General features: G+C 62.9%; 17 protein-coding genes. 7 read left to right on the forward strand and 10 right to left on the reverse strand.

Features of this window, described 5'->3' with window-relative positions; genetic code table 11:
* Positions 1–20 precede the first annotated feature (20 nt).
* From NKH38_RS08760 to NKH38_RS08770, 3 genes are read right to left on the reverse strand one after another with little or no spacing between them, the layout of a single operon-like run.
* Positions 21–1064: a zinc-dependent alcohol dehydrogenase family protein gene (locus NKH38_RS08760; RefSeq protein ID WP_352763516.1), complete on the reverse strand. Its 1044-nt coding sequence runs from the start codon at positions 1062–1064 to the stop codon at positions 21–23.
* Positions 1065–1100: 36 nt separating this feature from the next.
* Positions 1101–1751, reverse strand: coding sequence for a maleylacetoacetate isomerase (maiA, locus tag NKH38_RS08765; RefSeq protein ID WP_023710731.1), 651 nt, complete (start codon positions 1749–1751; stop codon positions 1101–1103).
* 4 nt (positions 1752–1755) lie between these two features.
* On the reverse strand, positions 1756–2478 hold the full coding sequence (locus tag NKH38_RS08770; protein WP_352763519.1) for a fumarylacetoacetate hydrolase family protein: 723 nt from the start codon (positions 2476–2478) through the stop codon (positions 1756–1758).
* 210 nt (positions 2479–2688) lie between these two features.
* Between NKH38_RS08770 and NKH38_RS08775 the strand changes: the two genes are divergently transcribed.
* Positions 2689–3372, forward strand: coding sequence for a response regulator (locus tag NKH38_RS08775; RefSeq protein WP_023701705.1), 684 nt, complete (start codon positions 2689–2691; stop codon positions 3370–3372).
* 123 nt (positions 3373–3495) lie between these two features.
* Here NKH38_RS08775 and NKH38_RS08780 read toward each other — a convergent pair whose 3' ends face one another.
* Together NKH38_RS08780 and NKH38_RS08785 are read right to left on the reverse strand one after the other, a co-directional pair.
* On the reverse strand, positions 3496–4839 hold the full coding sequence (locus tag NKH38_RS08780; RefSeq protein ID WP_023688174.1) for a hybrid sensor histidine kinase/response regulator: 1344 nt from the start codon (positions 4837–4839) through the stop codon (positions 3496–3498).
* A gap of 3 nt (positions 4840–4842) precedes the next feature.
* Positions 4843–6027, reverse strand: coding sequence for an FIST N-terminal domain-containing protein (locus NKH38_RS08785; RefSeq protein ID WP_348625835.1), 1185 nt, complete (start codon positions 6025–6027; stop codon positions 4843–4845).
* A gap of 249 nt (positions 6028–6276) precedes the next feature.
* Here NKH38_RS08785 and NKH38_RS08790 point away from each other — a divergent pair, with 249 nt between their 5' ends.
* The 4 genes from NKH38_RS08790 to NKH38_RS08805 all read left to right on the forward strand — a co-directional run bounded on the left by NKH38_RS08790 (position 6277) and on the right by NKH38_RS08805 (position 11460).
* The gene (locus tag NKH38_RS08790) at positions 6277–6777 is read left to right on the forward strand and encodes a (2Fe-2S)-binding protein (RefSeq protein ID WP_023681712.1); all 501 of its coding nucleotides are present in this window, start codon (positions 6277–6279) and stop codon (positions 6775–6777) included.
* Between the two features lie 123 nt (positions 6778–6900).
* Positions 6901–9246, forward strand: a complete 2346-nt coding sequence (locus tag NKH38_RS08795; RefSeq protein WP_023688177.1) for a xanthine dehydrogenase family protein molybdopterin-binding subunit — start codon at positions 6901–6903, stop codon at positions 9244–9246.
* 105 nt (positions 9247–9351) lie between these two features.
* A complete protein-coding gene (locus NKH38_RS08800; protein WP_352763523.1) occupies positions 9352–10149 on the forward strand; it encodes an FAD binding domain-containing protein in 798 nt (265 codons plus the stop codon).
* A gap of 288 nt (positions 10150–10437) precedes the next feature.
* Positions 10438–11460 carry an acyltransferase family protein gene (locus tag NKH38_RS08805; RefSeq protein WP_352763525.1) on the forward strand — a complete coding sequence of 341 codons (1023 nt, stop codon included), beginning with the start codon at positions 10438–10440 and terminating at the stop codon, positions 11458–11460.
* Between the two features lie 39 nt (positions 11461–11499).
* Here NKH38_RS08805 and NKH38_RS08810 read toward each other — a convergent pair whose 3' ends face one another.
* The 5 genes from NKH38_RS08810 to NKH38_RS08830 form a co-directional block, all read right to left on the reverse strand.
* A complete protein-coding gene (locus NKH38_RS08810; protein ID WP_352763571.1) occupies positions 11500–12006 on the reverse strand; it encodes a GNAT family N-acetyltransferase in 507 nt (168 codons plus the stop codon).
* On the reverse strand, positions 12006–12776 hold the full coding sequence (locus NKH38_RS08815; RefSeq protein ID WP_502896640.1) for a copper homeostasis protein CutC: 771 nt from the start codon (positions 12774–12776) through the stop codon (positions 12006–12008). The genes NKH38_RS08810 and NKH38_RS08815 overlap by 1 nt, the downstream gene beginning before the upstream one ends.
* Before the next feature lie 109 nt (positions 12777–12885).
* A complete protein-coding gene (locus NKH38_RS08820; protein WP_352763528.1) occupies positions 12886–13320 on the reverse strand; it encodes a cupin domain-containing protein in 435 nt (144 codons plus the stop codon).
* Between the two features lie 78 nt (positions 13321–13398).
* Entirely contained in the window at positions 13399–13785 is a 387-nt protein-coding gene (locus NKH38_RS08825) for a hypothetical protein (protein ID WP_023730737.1), read from the reverse strand.
* 64 nt (positions 13786–13849) lie between these two features.
* Positions 13850–14446 carry an alpha-ketoglutarate-dependent dioxygenase AlkB gene (locus NKH38_RS08830; protein WP_023730738.1) on the reverse strand — a complete coding sequence of 199 codons (597 nt, stop codon included), beginning with the start codon at positions 14444–14446 and terminating at the stop codon, positions 13850–13852.
* A gap of 96 nt (positions 14447–14542) precedes the next feature.
* Here NKH38_RS08830 and NKH38_RS08835 point away from each other — a divergent pair, with 96 nt between their 5' ends.
* Positions 14543–14821, forward strand: a complete 279-nt coding sequence (locus tag NKH38_RS08835) for a KTSC domain-containing protein (RefSeq protein WP_352763530.1) — start codon at positions 14543–14545, stop codon at positions 14819–14821.
* Positions 14822–15043: 222 nt separating this feature from the next.
* Positions 15044–15871 (forward strand): phosphogluconate dehydrogenase C-terminal domain-containing protein, encoded by an 828-nt coding sequence (locus NKH38_RS08840; protein ID WP_023706030.1) that lies wholly within the window; start codon positions 15044–15046, stop codon positions 15869–15871.
* Positions 15872–16190: the final 319 nt, after the last annotated feature.

The following is a 16190-nucleotide window of genomic DNA, read 5'->3' on the forward strand; positions in this document are numbered from 1 at the left end:
GAAAGATTTTTGTCGGATGGCTATGCGAACTTCGTCACCACCCCAATGCCAATCCCCTCGAAACCGCCCATCGCCATCAGCGCCGCCGGCGCCTCATCAAGGCTGATCTTCTTGCCGACCAGCAGTTCGGGCTTGAGCTTGCCGGCGCGGATCATTTCCATCATTGCGGGGTAGCGGTAGGCCTGCATGCCGTGACTGCCGAGGATTTCGAGCTCGAAGGCGATAACCTTGTCCATCGGCACTTGCGGGCGGGCATGTTCGCCCAGCATCAGGCCGACCTGCACGTGGCGGCCGCGCCGGCGCAGATTGGCAATCGAGTTGAACGATGTCGTGGGGTGGCCGAGCGCGTCCATCGACATATGCGCGCCGCCATTGGTGATCTGCTTGACCGCCTTGACCACGTTCGGCGTCGTCGAGGCGTTGATGGTCGCCACCGCGCCGATCTTTCTGGCGAATTCCAGTTTCTCGTCGGTGAGATCGATGGCGATGACATTGGCGCCCATGGAACTGGCGATCATGATCGCCGACAGGCCGACGCCGCCGCAGCCATGCACCGCCACCCATTCGCCCGGCGTCACCCGGCCCTGGTCGACAATGGCGCGAAACGAGGTGACGAAGCGGCATCCGAGGCTGGCGGCGGTGGCGAACTCCATCTCCTCGGGCAGGCGCACGAGATTGGTGTCGGCATGCTCAATGGCGACATATTCGGCAAACGAGCCCCAGGCGGTGAAACCGGGCTGCGTTTGTTGTTCGCAGACCTGATGATTGCCCGAATTGCATTCGAAGCAGCGGCCGCAGCCGACGCAGAACGGCACGGTGACGGGTTCGCCGGCCTTCCAGCGGGTCACCTGCTTGCCGACGGCGACGACGATGCCGGCCAGTTCATGGCCCGGCACATGCGGCAGCGTGATGCCGTCATCATGACCCATCCAGCCATGCCAGTCGCTACGGCAGAGCCCGGTCGCCTCGACCTTGATGACGACGCCGTCGGCAGCCGGTTTCGGATCCGGCACGGTCAGGATTCTCGGCGTCTCACCGAATTTTTCGAAGACGACGGCTTTCATCGGCAACTCTCCGTGCTCTGCTCCGGCATTGTGAGCCTATTCGGCATCTATCTGATTCTCCGGCGCCGCCTTCTGAAAGGCCGGCAGCGCCATGCAGGCGGCGTGGATGCGCGAGATCTCGGGGTAGGGTGTCAGGTCGACGCCGAAGCGGGCGTTGCTGGCGATCTGGGCGACCAGGCAGATGTCGGCGAGGCCCGGTGCGTCGCCATGGCAAAATGTGCCGGTCTCATCCGATGAAGCCAGAATCTTTTCAAGCGGCTGGAAGCCTTCGTTCACCCAGTGGCGGAACCAGTTGACGACATCCTGGTCGCCTGCGCCGAACAAAGTGCGCAGCGAGGTCAGCACGCGCAGATTGTTCACCGGGTGGATGTCGCAGGCGATCATCTGCGCCAGCATTCGCACGCGCGCCCGGCCGAGCGCGTCCTTCGGCAACAGCGGCGGTTCGGGATGGGTCTCGTCGAGATATTCGATGATCGCCAGCGACTGCGTCAAAAGCGTGCCGTCGCCCAGGATCAGCGCCGGCACCAGCCCCTGCGGATTGACCGCCAGGTAAGCCGGCTCCAGATGGTCGCCATGACGCAGATGATGCGGCACGTAATCGTAGGTCAGGCCCTTCATCTCGAGCGCAATGCGTGCGCGATAGGAGGTGGAAGAGCGGTAGTAGTTGTGGAGGACGAGGTCGCTCATTGGATCACGGCTTGTCGGTGGAATTTTGGCCGATCGAATCTTGGCCGACAGTGATCTCGATGGTGCCGATGCCGTCGACGCCGCCGGTCATCGTCTGGCCCGGCACCACCGCGCCGACGCCGGCCGGCGTGCCGGTGAAGATCAGGTCGCCCGGTTGTAGTACAACCGCACTGCTGCAGATCGAAACGATATCGGCGATCGGCCAGATCAGTTCGGCGAGGTCGCCCTCCTGCTTCACCGCGCCGTCGACGGCGAGCCAAATGCGGCCCTTTTGCGGATGGCCGGATTTGGCGGCCGGCACCAGCGGACCGCAGGGCGCCGAGCGGTCGAAGGCCTTCGACCAGTCCCAGGGCCGCGCGGCTTTCTTGGCCTCGTCCTGCAGGTCGCGGCGAGTGAGGTCGATGCCGACGCCGTAGCCCCAGACATGGTCGAGCGCCTCAGCGCGCGGAATGCGGAAGCCGGCCTTGCCGATCGCCGCGACCAATTCGATCTCGTGATGCAGGTTTTTGGTCAAGGGCGGGTAGGGGATCGTGGTGCCGGAATTGACCACCGCATCGGCCGGCTTGGTGAAGAAGAAGGGCGGATCGCGCTCATCATTGCCGAGTTCGCGGGCGTGGGCGGCGTAGTTGCGGCCGACGCAGAAGATGCGTCGCACCGCAAAACGCTCGGCCGAGCCGGCGACGGCGACCGATGGTGTTGCGGGCAGGGGAAGGACGAAGTCTGTCATGCGCGGGTCTCTGCTTGGGATCTTGACGGCACATTTGACCGATTTGAACCCCCGGGCAAGGCATCAGCGTCCGCAAAAGCATCGGCTGCGCCTTGATTGTCTGATAAAGTCGGCTTCGTCTCCGGGGGTTAAGATGGCGATAGACTATTTGCCAATAAGCTGCCCATACCAGCGGGAGTATCCTGCCCAGGGAGGACTGAAACGAACACCATGACCGCAGTGAACGATCGCGCCCGGTTTCTGATCATCGACGACCATCCGTTGTTTCGCGAGGCGCTGCACAGCGCCGTGCAGATGGCGTACCCGGAAGTCGACACGGTGGAGGCGCGCTCGATCGCCGAAGCGCTCGATCTCTTGGGTGGGATAAAACCGTTCGATCTGGCGCTGCTCGATCTCAACATGCCTGATGTCCATGGCTTCGATGGACTGCTGCAACTCAGGACCCGCCATCCGCGGCTGCCGGTGGTCGTCGTCTCGGGCTATGAGGAGCCGAAGATCATCTCCGAGGCGTTGTCCTATGGCGCTGCCGGCTTCATCCCGAAATCGGCGCGCAAGAGCGATCTTGCGGCCGCAATCCGCTCGGTGATGGAGGGCGCGATCTATGTGCCGGAGACATATGAGGGACAGCCGCCCGACGCCGACAGCGCCGACCGCGCCGATATGGTGCAGCGGCTGGCCAAACTGACGCCGCAGCAGCTGCGCGTGCTGCAGATGCTGCGCCAGGGCCTGCTCAACAAACAGATCGCCTACGAGTTGCAGGTCGGCGAGACCACGGTGAAGGCGCATGTCTCGGAGATATTGCGCAAACTCAATGTGTATAGCCGCACGCAGGCGGTGATCGAGGTGTCGAAGCTCGACAATGCGGAGTTGTTCAGGGATCAGGCGGGGTTTTGATCTTTACCCTCCCCCTTGTGGGGAGGGTCGATCCGCGAAGCGGAGCGGGGTGGGGGAGCTTGGCGCTGCACCCCGCCCCGGCGCTGCGCGCCGACCCTCCCCATCGAGGGGAGGGTATGGGGCTCAAGCCAGCAAATGCGCCAGCAGCGCCCTTAGCTGCGCCGGTTTCAGCGGCTTGCGCATCAGTTCGATGCCGGCGGCGCGGGCGGCTTTGGCGACGGCCTCCGATCCGTCGGCGGTGACGATCAGCGCCGGCACGGCGCGGCCGAGATAATCGCGGACTTCGGCGATGGTGGCGGTGCCGAGGTCGCCGTCGTCGAGATGCTGGTCGGCAATGACGATGTCGGGCACCCAGTCGGTGTCGCCAAGCAGGCTGATCGCAGCCTCGGTCGAGGTCGCGGCGCGCACCAGGCACTGCCAGCGCTCGAGCAGGAAGGTCATCGCCTGCAACACGTCGGCGTCATTTTCGACCAGCAGCACCTTGGTGCCGAACAGGCCGTAGCCGCGCGGCCGCTCCATCTCGGCAAGGCTGGCGATGGCGTCGGCGCTGGCGCCGATGCCGACCGGCACGTCGATGTGGAAGATGGTGCCGCGCCCAACCCTCGAGGAGAACGTCACGGGATGACCGAGCGCGGCAGCCATGCGCCGCACGATGGCAAGGCCCAGGCCCAGCCCGCCGCCGGAGATCCCGGTGTCGGCTGGAATGGCGGAGCCGCGATGGAACTCCTCGAACACCGCCTCGCGCTGGTCGTCGGGAATGCCGCAGCCGGTGTCGGCGACATCGATGCGGATGGTATCGCCGCGATGCCTTGTGCCGACAAGCACGCCGCCCGAAGGGGTATAGCGCAGCGCATTGGACAGGATGTTTTGCAGGATGCGGCGCAAGAGCGTGCGGTCCGAACGCACCACGGCGCTGACCGGGCGGAACTTCAGCGCCAGCCCCTTCATCTCGGCCACGGGCAGGAAATCCGAGCGCAGCGACGAAAACAGCGTCTCCAGATTGACGTCGCCAATGTCGGGCTGGACCACGCCGGCGTCGAGCTTGGAAATGTCGAGCAGCGTGCGCAACAGGTCTTCCATCGTCTCCAGCGAGCGCTCGACCTGACGGACGAGTTTCTTGCCCTCGTCGCTGGTCTGCACTTCGGCCAGTGCCGAGACCGAGAGGTGGGCGGCGTTCAGCGGCTGCAGCACGTCATGGCTGGCGGCGGCCAGGAACCTGGTCTTGGACAGGTTTGCCAGCTCGGCGTTTTCCTTGGCGGCGCTGAGGTCGATGTTCGACTGTTCCAGCCGGCGCAAGGTCGAGTGTAGTTCCTCGGTGCGCATGCGCACGCGGTTTTCCAGTGAAATTGCGGTCTGGAACAGCGAGAAGGCGTTGCCCTGCTGGTCCATCGAGCGCTCGACGCGGCTGACCAGAGCGGCGTTGATCTTCTTCAGCCTGTCGACGTCGTTGATGTCCCTGAGCGGCATGCGCTATTCCGCCGCCTGGCGTTCGCCGAAGGCGATGCCGGTGAAGGTTTGGTTCAGATGCATCGAACGGTACTGTTCGCCATAGGTGCCGAAGCCGATGACATTGTTGACCCGGTAGAGCTCCGAAATGTCGCGGAACACCTGGCGGTTGCGGGCGTCGAGCCGGCGCAGCACGCAATCGAAGCCGAGGATCATGTCGATGCCGCCGAGCCGTTGCTCGACGTCGCGCAGTGCGGCGCGCGTGGATTCCACCATGTCCTTGGGCTGGGCGATGGACAGCACGACGCCGTCGTCTATGGCGCAAAAGAAAGACAGGGAACCGTCGGCATGCATCTTCTGGATCGAGCGGCAGTAATATTCGCCGCCCACTTTCACCACCACCGGGTGCGAGGCGAAGCTCATCGGCGTCAGGTTCTGCGCAACGATGCCGACCGAGGCTGCATATTCCTCAGCCGCGTTGGTGGCGTTGAATTCGCGCACGGTACGGTGGTCCGGATCGGATGCCGTCACCACCAGCTTCTCGTCGGTTGGGATGAAATTGTCGGTCTTGAAGACATGGAACGGGATCTCGGTGGCGATCAGCACAATGATGGCGCTGTCGGACGCAACCTTGCCGTTCGAAATCAGCCTGGTGGTTTCGAATTTCAAATCGTCGCCCGCCGAACCGCCGATCAGCGGGATGTCGTCCAGCCCCCAATGGATGGCCGAGGTTACAGCTTCCTCGGCAAAGGACAGGCCGTCGATGAAGCAGAGCGCGAAGGTGCTTTTGGCATGGCAACTGCCGGTGCGTCCGCGCAGCAACCGCCGCAAGCCCTCGACTTCATCAGTGATCCTGTCCATTCCCGACGAGGAGAGATTGTCGACCATGGTGCTGACCGCCGAAAACGACGCGGAGGGAAAGAGCAGCGCCAGCACATGGCCTTCCTCCAGGCCCTGGGGGGTGATCTCGCCGGCGGTCGAGCAGGCGGCGTAGGCCAGCGTCGGCGCGTGGGTCTTCAGCCCTTGCGAAAGGACGCTCGCGTCAAACAGGCTCTGGGAGAAGAACAGCAGGGCAAAGCCGGCATCGATGGCTGCGGCCTCGACGGCGACCGCCAGGGCGAATGCATCGGCGTCGGGCTCGTCGGTGGTGAGCGCCGACAGACCGGATGCATAGCTCGTCCGTGAACTGGCCAGAGGCTTCCTCCCGATATCCTCCGACGCTTCCTGCGCGCGCCCGTTTTATGTCTCTCGGCGCGTTGGCGTCGAGGGCATTGTTGCCCCCTATTCGCTCTTTGGCAATGGGGCGGACAGGCCCATGATTTTCGTTTTCTCCATGACCGAAAGTACAATGAGCGCCGTGTGTTTTTTGCGCTTTTTGCAGTGTACCAATAGCGCATGGCCGAGCGCCAAAGCCGCATCGGCAGCATGACTACCAAGGTCGATACCCAGGGAGGATGCATGTCGGACGTTTCGTTTGTCGTGAACGGAAAACGGATCAGCGGCGCTGCCGAGGACCGAACGCTTCTGGTTCATTTCCTGCGCGAAAATCTTGGTCTCACCGGAACGCATGTCGGTTGTGACACCTCTCAATGCGGCGCCTGCGTCGTGCATGTCGACGGCAAGGCGGTGAAGTCCTGTTCGATGCTGGCCGTGCAGGCCTCCGGGTCGACCGTGGTGACGATCGAAGGGCTTGCCAATGGCGGCGACCTGCATCCGATGCAGGCCGCGTTCAAGGAACATCATGGGCTGCAATGCGGCTTCTGCACGCCGGGCATGATCATGACGGCGACCGACATGATCGCGCGCCATCCCGAAGGCCTTGACGAGGCGACGGTGCGCGCCGAGCTCGAAGGCAACATCTGCCGCTGCACCGGCTACCACAACATCGTCAAGGCGATCCTCGCCGCATCGCAGACGATGGCGAAGGTGCCGAAGGGCAGGGCGAAACAGGCAGCGTAAGAAAGAAGCGAGTAGTGAATAGTGAATAGCGAGTAGTCGGTTTAGCCGAACCGCTCCGAGCACAATTCCCTACTCACTGTTCACTATTCGCTACTCACTATTCGCTATTCCGGAGGAATTCCTATGGGCATTGAAGGCATCGGCGCTCGGGTCGTGCGCAAGGAAGACAAACGGTTCATCACCGGCGCCGGCCGCTATGTCGACGACATGGTGGTTCCCGGCATGAAGCATGCCGCTTTCGTGCGCAGCCCGCACGCGCATGCTCAGATCAAGAAGATCGACGTCAGACGAGCGCAGGCGATGCCCGGCGTCATCGGCGTCTTGACCGGCAAGGAGCTCAAGGCCGACGGCATCGGCAACCTGATCTGCGGCTGGATGATCCATTCCAAGGACGGCTCGCCGATGAAGATGGGCGCGTGGTCGCCGCTGGCCGTCGACAAGGTGCGCTATGTCGGCGACGCGGTCGTCATCGTGGTGGCGGAAACCAAGGGCCAGGCCCGCGACGCGGCCGAAGCGGTCGAGATCACCTACAAGGAATTGAAGGCGGTGGTCGATGCCACCAAGGCGCTGCAAAAAGGTGCGCCGCAGGTCCATGCCGAAGCCGAGGACAATCTTATCTTCGACTGGGAGATCGGCGATGCCAAGGCGACCGACGCGGCGATCCAGGCGGCGGCCCATGTCACCCGCATGAAGATCGTCAACAACCGGCTGGTTCCCAACGCCATGGAGCCGCGCGCGGCCCTTGGCCATTACGACAAGGCCGAGGACCATTTTACCTGCTGGACGACGTCGCAGAACCCGCATGTCGCGCGGCTGGTGATGAGCGCCTTCTACAATGTCGCGCCGGAAAACAAGCTGCGCGTCATTGCGCCCGATGTCGGCGGCGGCTTCGGCTCGAAGATCTACATCTATCCCGAAGAGATCGTCTGCCTGTGGGCGTCCAAGAAAACCGGCGTCCCGGTCAAATGGGTCGCCGACCGCACCGAAAGCTTCCTCACCGACGCACATGGCCGCGACCATGTCTCGACGGTCGAAATGGCGTTCGACAAGAACAACAAGATCACCGGCTTCAAAGTCGACACCATCGCCAATCTCGGCGCCTACATGTCGCTGTTCTCGTCTTGCGTGCCGACCTATCTCTACGCGACGCTGCTGTCGGGCCAGTACAACATCCCGACGATCCACGCCAATGTGCGCACCGTCTACACCAACACGGCACCCGTCGATGCCTATCGCGGGGCAGGGCGGCCGGAAGCCACGTATCTGCTCGAACGGACAATGGAGACCGCCGCGCGTGAACTTGGGGTCTCTCCGGCGGAGTTGCGGCGCATCAATTTCATCACCGAGTTTCCGCACCAGACGCCGGTCATCATGAACTATGACGCCGGCGACTATGGAGCTTCACTCGATGCGGCGACACAGGCGTCCGACTATGCCGGCTTTGCCAAGCGCAAAGCGGCGGCCGCCAGCCAGGGCAGACTGCGCGGCATCGGCATGAGCTGCTATATCGAGGCCTGCGGCATCGCGCCGTCGGCGGCGGTCGGCTCGCTCGGCGCCGGCGTCGGTCTGTGGGAATCGGCCGAGGTGCGGGTCAATGCCGTCGGCACGATCGAGGTGCTGACCGGCTCGCACAGCCATGGCCAGGGCCATGAGACGACCTTCGCGCAACTCGTCAACCAGCGTTTTGGCGTGCCACTGGACTCGGTCTCGATCGTCCATGGAGATACCGACAAGGTGCAGATGGGTATGGGCACCTACGGCTCGCGCTCGGGCGCGGTCGGCATGTCGGCAATCGCCAAGGCGCTCGACAAGGTCGAGGCCAAGGCCAAGAAAATCGCCGCCCATCTGCTCGAAGCCGACGAGGGCGACATCGTCATCGAGAATGGCGAGGTCAAGGTCGCCGGCACCGACAAGAGCCTGCCCTGGTTCCAGGTGGCTCTTGCCGCCTACACCGCTCACAATCTGCCGGCAGGCATGGAGCCGGGACTGAAGGAAACCGCCTTCTACGATCCGGCGAACTTCACTTTCCCGGCGGGCTGCTACATCTGCGAGGTCGAGATCGATCCGGAAACCGGCACGACCGAGATCGTCCAGTTCGTCGCGGCGGACGATTTCGGCAACATCATCAACCCGATGATCGTCGAGGGTCAGGTGCATGGCGGCATCGCCCAGGGTATCGGCCAGGCGCTGCTGGAAGGCGCGCACTATGACGATAGCGGGCAGCTGCTGACGGCGAGCTACATGGACTACACCATGCCGCGCGCGGACGACCTGCCGTCATTCAAGGTCTCGACGTCGAACACGCCGTGTCCGAGCAATCCGCTCGGCATCAAGGGCTGTGGCGAGGCCGGCGCCATCGGCTCGCCGCCGGCGGTCATCAACGCCATCACCGACGCTTTGGGGATTGTGGACATCGCCATGCCGGCCTCGCCGTCGACGGTGTGGGCGGCGATTAGGGCGAAGAAATGAGTGAGTAGGGAGTAGTGAGTAGGGAATTGGCATTACCGGAGATGACAGCGTCCCTATTCCCTACTCCCTACTTACTACTGCCTAACCACTTCAGGGGAGGATCCCATGTACGCAGTCAACTACCACCGCGCCGCCTCGGTCGCCGACGCCGCCAAGCTGGTGAAGAGCGGCGACGCCAGGCTTTTGTCAGGCGGCATGACGCTGATCCCGGCGATGAAGACGCGGCTCGCCGCACCGTCCGACCTGATCGACCTGTCGCGGATCAGGGAGCTGCAAGGCGTCAAGGTGTCGGGCAAGACCGTCACCATCGGCGCCGCCACAACCCATTACGACGTCGCCAATGACGAGAAGCTGCGGAAGGCCTGTCCGGCGCTTGCGCACCTTGCGTCGCTGATTGGCGATCCGGCGGTGCGCCACAAGGGCACGATCGGCGGCTCGGTCGCCAACAACGACCCAGCCGCCGATTATCCGGCGGCGCTCTTGGCGCTGGGCGCCACCATCGTCACCAACAAGCGCGAGATTTCAGCCGCGAAATTCTTCACCGGCCTGTTCGAAACGGCGCTGAAAGAAGGCGAGATCATCACCGCGGTGAGTTTTACCGCGCCGGCCAAGGCTGCTTACGAAAAATTCCGCAACCCGGCCTCGCGCTATGCGATCGTCGGCGTGTTCGTGGCCAAGGGCAAGGACGGGGTCAGCGTTGCCGTTGCCGGTGCCGGCGATGACGGCGTGTTCCGCTCGAAGGAGATCGAAGCCGCACTGGCGAAGAATTTTGCCGCATCGGCGCTCGACGGCGTGAAAGTGCCGGCGAAGAATTTGATGACCGACCTCCACGCTTCGGCCGAATACCGTGCCAATTTGATCGCCGTGATGGCCAAGCGCGCGGTGGCGGCAGCCAACGCCTGACATCATAAAGCTACTGACAAGGAAAGGGGCCATCGCGGCCCCTTTGTTCGTCTGCGGCGGGCTGTAACTGCCCAGTCCTTGCGGGTTCGCTGCCACGCGCAAATCCGTTGTTTCAGGTAATTTCCGTGCAAGAACAGGCGCATACTTCCCAAGGGACTGCCTAGCCCCATTCTCGCACTTGCACAATCTGATATTGCACTGCAATATGTATAGCTTGGCGGAACACGGGGTGGATTCTGCGCGCGGCGGTGTGAGCTGCGCCAAGATCTTGCGTCGTAGAGGATCGGCATGGCCGACATCTCCGCAGCGTCTGTTGCCCTGCCGCGGGCCACAGCCGACAAAGCAGCCAGAGCAAGACTGGCCTATCTCGATGGCTGGCGCGGGCTTTCGATCGCACTGGTGCTGATCGGCCATTTCTTCCCCGTTCCCGGGATCAATCTCGGCGTGCTCGGCGTCGAGTTCTTCTTCGTGCTCTCAGGCCGGCTGATGGACGAGATACTGTTCATCGAACGCTTTCCGCTGAAAAAATTCTTCAAGCGTCGCTTTTCGCGCATCTATCCCGCGCTGCTGGTGTTCGTGACATCAGCCATGATCGGGCTCTCCGGCACCTTTATCGGCTTCAAATGGAAGGCGGCGCTGACGGCGCTGACATTCACCTACAACTATGCCGGAATTCTCATCACCCGCGCCGGCGCGCTCGACCACATCTGGTCGCTATGCGTAGAAGAGCATGCCTACATCATCCTGGCGCTGATCAGCGTGGTGGTGACCGGGCGGGGTAATGTCGTTCGGCTGCTGGTGACGCTGTCGCTGCTGGCGATGGCCAATGGCGCCATTTCGTACTGGGCACTCGGCATGGATTACGAGCACAGCTATTGGCGCACCGATGTGCATATCGCCTCGATCCTGCTGTCGGCATCGATCTGCCTGCTCAAGCACGATGACCGGCTGCCGGCATTCCTGACGAGCCCCTATGTCAGCCTCGTGTCGGCGGCGGCGGCTATATTGCTGTTCCTCGATCCGGTGCCGACGCCGATCCATTACCTACTGGCGGTGCCGTTGCTGGCGCTTGCCGTCAATACGCTGGACACCAGCAACTGGCATCTTACCGGCCTGCTTTCATCCAGGCCGATGGTGATGATCGGGCTATGGTCGTACTCGCTCTATCTCTGGCAACAGCCCTTCTACAAATTCGTCGCCAAGCAGGGCAGTGCGCCGATCCCGATGCTGGCGGCTGTCTTCGCCTGTGCACTATGCAGCTATTATCTGGTCGAGAAGCCCGCGCGGGCCTGGCTGAACCGGAATTGGTGACAGGCGGGCCACCAAGGGCCTGTGGCGCCCAGCGATGTGTCAGCCCGCGATCTGCCTGAGGTAGTAGCGCACGGTCTTCTGGCCGCCATGGATCGCCGCTTCGCCGACCTCGCCGAAGCCAAGCGCCGCATGGAAGGCGTCCGAAGCCGGATTGGGCGGTTCGACATTGACCTCGCAGGTGACGATGCTGTGGCCCGCGCGGGCGACTTCCCCGAACAGATCCTCGTAGAGCCGGCGGGCATGGCCGCGGCCGCGTGCTTGCGCCGCGACGACGACACGGTCGACATAGACGAAACGTGGATAGCGCTCGCGGAACCAGAGGAAATTCGGGCTGTCGTAGGCCGCATTTTGGTCGAAGGTCATGATGAAGGCTTCGAGCGCGCCGATGCGCCTGACGTAAAACGCTTCGCCAAGCAGGAAAGACAGCCGTTCGGGCTCGAGCCATGACAGTTCGGCGGCGTGCTCATTGTTGAGTGCGAGGATGGCCGCTTCGTCCTGAGGCGAGACACGGCTGATCGGCGACGGCCCAGTCACGGCTTCGCTCATCATGCTCTGGCCGCCGCAATCGTCGCGGCAACCAGCGCCCCATCGGTGACTGTGGTGCGGTATTCGCGGTCCAGATCGGCGCCGCCCATGCCGACTTGCGGGTTGCGGTAGGCCATGGCGCTCGGTACGTCCTTGAGCGCGGCGAAATGCAGTTCCGTCAGCCCGGTTGATGCCAGCACCCCGGCGATGTTTTCGGGGTCCAGCGCGCCGCAGCCGAGGATGATGATGCGGCCGTCGGCCTGGCGGACGAGATCCGCCAACAGGCCGGCGCCTTCCACCGCGGTGTCCCTCTGGCCGCTGGTCAGCACGCGGCCGACCTTGCAGCGGATCAGCGCTTCCAGCGCCTCGGCCGGGTCGCGCGTCATGTCGAAGGCGCGGTGGCAGGTGACGGCGAGCGGACAGGCGGCATCGACCAGTGCGCCCATGCGGGTTTCATCGATGGTGCCGTCGGCATTGAGGCAACCGACGACGACACCGGCGACGCCGAGGTCACGAAGCGCTGCGACATCGGCGAGCATCGAGCTGTATTCGGCCTCGCTGTAGAGGAAATCGCCGCCGCGCGGCCGCACGATGACATGGAAGGGAATTGTCGCGCTCTCGAGTGCGGCGCGCACCGTGCCGAGGCTGGGCGTGATGCCGCCTTCGACCAGGCTGGCGCAGAGCTCGACCCGGTCGGCGCCGGCGGCCTGCGCGGCCAGCAGTCCATCGATGCCTTCGACGCAGATTTCGATCAGGGGGCGAGCATTTCCGGCCAAGGGGCGATCCTTCATGATTGCATGACGGCCAGCCCTACCATCGGCTCGGTTGGTGGGGAAGCCGGAACAGCCAGTCGCTGCTTGGGCCAGCCCGGCAACCCTGCCTAGGTCCTTAGCGAGAGATCTATTGTTTCTGCAGCACCGTGTTCTTGGCGCCTTGTTCGGCCTGGTCGATGACCAGCAGCTTGACCGGGGCGTCGCCGATGTTGGTGGCCTGGTGCCATTGGCCGATCATCTCGATGATGAAATCGCCCGTCTTGTAGGTGTTGCTGTTGCCGGTCTCGACATTCGTCACTTTGAGTGTCCCGGCCTCGACATAGGCGTAGCGGGCAAACGGGTGCTTGTGCACCGGCAGAGTGGCGCCGACCGCAATGTCATAGGTTGAAACCAGCACTTGGACATTTTTCTGCGGCAGCACGATCGGCTGGCCGGACGCCGTCTGGCTGCGATCGGCAAGCGGCGTGACGACAACCGGCGGGCTGGTACTGTCCAGCGCCCGAGCGGGGTTTGCAGATAGCGCCGCCGCGAACAGCAGCATCGATGCCAGGATCTTTCGCATGGTTCCTCCAGGTTTTACCGCCACCGCGCGGGCGCGACGCCAAACTTCTATCTCTCGTCAGTTACTGGAGACACAACGTCATCCGCCGGTGCCGTCGTCCATCATCGTATTCGTGAGCGCTTCATAGATGTTGCTGCATACCTGGGACCGCGGACAGTGTTTTACGATGAATACCGGCACGACAGTCAGTGCGGCGGCGATCAGGATTTGCAGGAAGAGAGGAGCAGGCTCGAAGCGTTTGCCAAACAAGGCTCGGCAAGCGAAGTAGAGACTTTGAGCCAGGCATGCCCAGACAAGGACATGTAACAGCGTGCTCGTTGCTCGGGCATAGGGCGTTATGTATCCGTCGGGAAAGCCGACCATGCCAAGGTCGACGAGCCACTGCAGAGCCAGAACGCAGGACAGGCATGCCCACAGAAAGAGCGCCACGCGGGTAACCAAAACTCTGCTGCGATCCACGCTCATGTGCGATCCAAGCACAACTGCGCTCGGCCTTCCAGAGCGGCTGCTGCGTGGCTTGGAGTGTGGCCTATTTCAGAGTGCGCAGCGTGATCGAATAGCGGTGCCCGGCGACCGGCGGAATGCTGTGCTCCCACTCGTGGCGCGCCGGGCCGTCAATGAGATAGACAGATCTCGGCTGAACCTCGATCGTCTCGCGATCCCATTTCGAGCCGTTTTTTCGGCGCAGCCGAAAGCTGCAGGGCGCCAGCAGCGAGACGCCGGCGACGAGATCGAAATGCGGCTTGTCGCGATGCCAACCTATGCCCGCGCCCGGCCGATACTCGTTGATGAGCACTTGCGCGAATTCCGTGGCCTGCCTGCCGGCAAAATCCGCGACCTTGTCGCGAAGCGGCAGCAGGAATTTCGGGATGGGCGGCGCTTCGACGACCTGGCGCCGGTCGTAGTCGTAGCGCCAGCCGAAGCCGGCGACCTGCCGGTTGGCAAGGTGGCCGTGGAAATCGAACGGCTTGAAGGACAGTTCATTGAGGTGACGGACCAGTTCCGCCTCTTCGTCCGTTGTGATCAGGCTAGGCCGGTAAGAAAATCCTTCCGGCAGCGTGTCGGCCGCGCCGAAGAGATCGCCCTGGCTGGCATACGCTGTTGTACTGGATTTCGTCTGTGCCATCTGACGGAGAGATAGGAAGCCTCGCCACCCGGGCAAGATTTTCGGCGTTGTGGTGCGCCTCCCTGTCGGAACCTCCGCATCGTTGCGGCATTACGCATGTTCGAAGCAGGATTTGGAGAAGATTTGGGGACGAAGCGGGATTTCGACATGCCGTCCACTGCCATCCGCAATACCCATTACGACCCGTCGACGAAAATCCTCTCGGTCTGGTTCGTCCCGAGCGGAGCCCGCTACGACTACGAGGAGGTCGAGCCCGAGACCTACGCGGCGTTCCGCGCCGCCTTCTCGAAAGGGCAATTTTTCAACGAGTTCGTGCGCGATCGCTACCGGTTTCACCTGGTTGAAGAAGGGCGCCGGCGCGTGACTGGATCCTGAAGGCGCTACCAGGAGTCGCAGCGCAGGGATAGTTTTCGGGCTGAGAAGACCAGGGACCCAGGCAGCTATAGGCCCGCCAAGTGCGAGTGGAATGCCAAACGGGCGCCCGTATAGCCGCTCATCAAAGCCCTGTTCAACTCCTCAATTCGTGGTAAGGTGATTATACCAGTTGATAACATGACGATGGGCGCGACCGTCGTTCAAAATCGGGAGTAAGGATAGATGACGACGATTGCGCTACTCGGTGCCGGCGGCAAAATGGGTTACCGCCTGTCGACCAATTTTCGCGGATCGCTCTATACGGTACGCCATGTCGAGGTGAGCGAGGCCGGCCGCGAGCGGCTGAAGACCGGACTGGGCTTTGACGCGGTCAGTGCCGATGCGGCGCTGGACGGGGCGGACATCGTCATCCTGGCCGTTCCCGACACGCATATCGGCAAGGTGGCGGCTGATATCGAGAGCAAACTGGCGCCGGGCACAATGGTGATAGTGCTCGATGCGGCCGCACCCTTCGCCGGCCATCTGCCCAACCGGCCGGACCTGACCTATTTCGTCACCCATCCCTGTCATCCGCCGATCTTCAACGACGAGACCGACATGGCGGCCAAGAAGGACTATTTTGGCGGCGTCAAGGCCAAGCAGCATATGGTCAGCGCGCTGATGCAGGGACCGGAAGCGGATTACGCCAAGGGCGAGGCGGTCGCGAAAATCATCTGGGCGCCGGTCATGCGCTCGCACCGTGTCACTGTCGAACAGATGGCGCTGCTGGAGCCCGGTCTATCGGAGACGGTGTGCGCGTCACTGCTTGTCGTCATGAAGGAAGCCGTCGACGAGGTCGTCGCGCGAGGCGTCGACCAACAGGCGGCGCTCGACTTCCTGCTCGGCCACATGAACGTGCTCGGCGCCGTGATTTTCGGCGAAACCAAGGGCGTATTCTCGGATGCCTGCAACAAGGCGATCGAATTCGGCAAGCCGGTGCTGATGCGCGACGACTGGAAGCGGGTGTTCGAGCCCGAAGAGATCGCCGCGAGCATTCGGCGCATTACCTGAGACAGGCCGAGTCGGGCGCTTGCCGGAGCGCCTCGATGGCTCGACACACCCGCCATGACGAACAGATGTTTTGCTCAGTGGGAACATGTCACCTCAATTAGTGATTGACTCATCATACCAGTTGGCTTAGCTGTTGATGGCTTGGGCAAGGGTTCGCGGGAAGTACGAAGCCTGGGCGAGTGGAGGGACGGCGGGGGAGCAGCGATCGTTTGGGAAGCCGGCACCGGCATTCAGCCTGAACCGATCGGCGGCCCGCGTTGCGCGATGAATTCGAATGCAGAGGCCTTGATTTATCAAGGCAATTTTTCAAACGGGAGGA

This window comes from Mesorhizobium sp. M1078 (assembly GCF_040318615.1).
Lineage (GTDB): Bacteria > Pseudomonadota > Alphaproteobacteria > Rhizobiales > Rhizobiaceae > Mesorhizobium.

What these genes read in the sequence shown, in the direction of transcription:
- NKH38_RS08760 (WP_352763516.1), bottom strand. Translation starts at nt 1,064, where the DNA reads ATGAAAGCCGTCGTCTTCGAAAAATTCGGTGAGACGCCGAGAATCCTG.
- maiA (WP_023710731.1), bottom strand. Translation starts at nt 1,751, where the DNA reads ATGAGCGACCTCGTCCTCCACAACTACTACCGCTCTTCCACCTCCTAT.
- NKH38_RS08770 (WP_352763519.1), bottom strand. Translation starts at nt 2,478, where the DNA reads ATGACAGACTTCGTCCTTCCCCTGCCCGCAACACCATCGGTCGCCGTC.
- NKH38_RS08775 (WP_023701705.1), top strand. Translation starts at nt 2,689, where the DNA reads ATGACCGCAGTGAACGATCGCGCCCGGTTTCTGATCATCGACGACCAT.
- NKH38_RS08780 (WP_023688174.1), bottom strand. Translation starts at nt 4,839, where the DNA reads ATGCCGCTCAGGGACATCAACGACGTCGACAGGCTGAAGAAGATCAAC.
- NKH38_RS08790 (WP_023681712.1), top strand. Translation starts at nt 6,277, where the DNA reads ATGTCGGACGTTTCGTTTGTCGTGAACGGAAAACGGATCAGCGGCGCT.
- NKH38_RS08795 (WP_023688177.1), top strand. Translation starts at nt 6,901, where the DNA reads ATGGGCATTGAAGGCATCGGCGCTCGGGTCGTGCGCAAGGAAGACAAA.
- NKH38_RS08800 (WP_352763523.1), top strand. Translation starts at nt 9,352, where the DNA reads ATGTACGCAGTCAACTACCACCGCGCCGCCTCGGTCGCCGACGCCGCC.
- NKH38_RS08805 (WP_352763525.1), top strand. Translation starts at nt 10,438, where the DNA reads ATGGCCGACATCTCCGCAGCGTCTGTTGCCCTGCCGCGGGCCACAGCC.
- NKH38_RS08810 (WP_352763571.1), bottom strand. Translation starts at nt 12,006, where the DNA reads ATGAGCGAAGCCGTGACTGGGCCGTCGCCGATCAGCCGTGTCTCGCCT.
- NKH38_RS08815 (WP_502896640.1), bottom strand. Translation starts at nt 12,776, where the DNA reads ATGAAGGATCGCCCCTTGGCCGGAAATGCTCGCCCCCTGATCGAAATC.
- NKH38_RS08820 (WP_352763528.1), bottom strand. Translation starts at nt 13,320, where the DNA reads ATGCGAAAGATCCTGGCATCGATGCTGCTGTTCGCGGCGGCGCTATCT.
- NKH38_RS08825 (WP_023730737.1), bottom strand. Translation starts at nt 13,785, where the DNA reads ATGAGCGTGGATCGCAGCAGAGTTTTGGTTACCCGCGTGGCGCTCTTT.
- NKH38_RS08830 (WP_023730738.1), bottom strand. Translation starts at nt 14,446, where the DNA reads ATGGCACAGACGAAATCCAGTACAACAGCGTATGCCAGCCAGGGCGAT.
- NKH38_RS08835 (WP_352763530.1), top strand. Translation starts at nt 14,543, where the DNA reads ATGTTCGAAGCAGGATTTGGAGAAGATTTGGGGACGAAGCGGGATTTC.
- NKH38_RS08840 (WP_023706030.1), top strand. Translation starts at nt 15,044, where the DNA reads ATGACGACGATTGCGCTACTCGGTGCCGGCGGCAAAATGGGTTACCGC.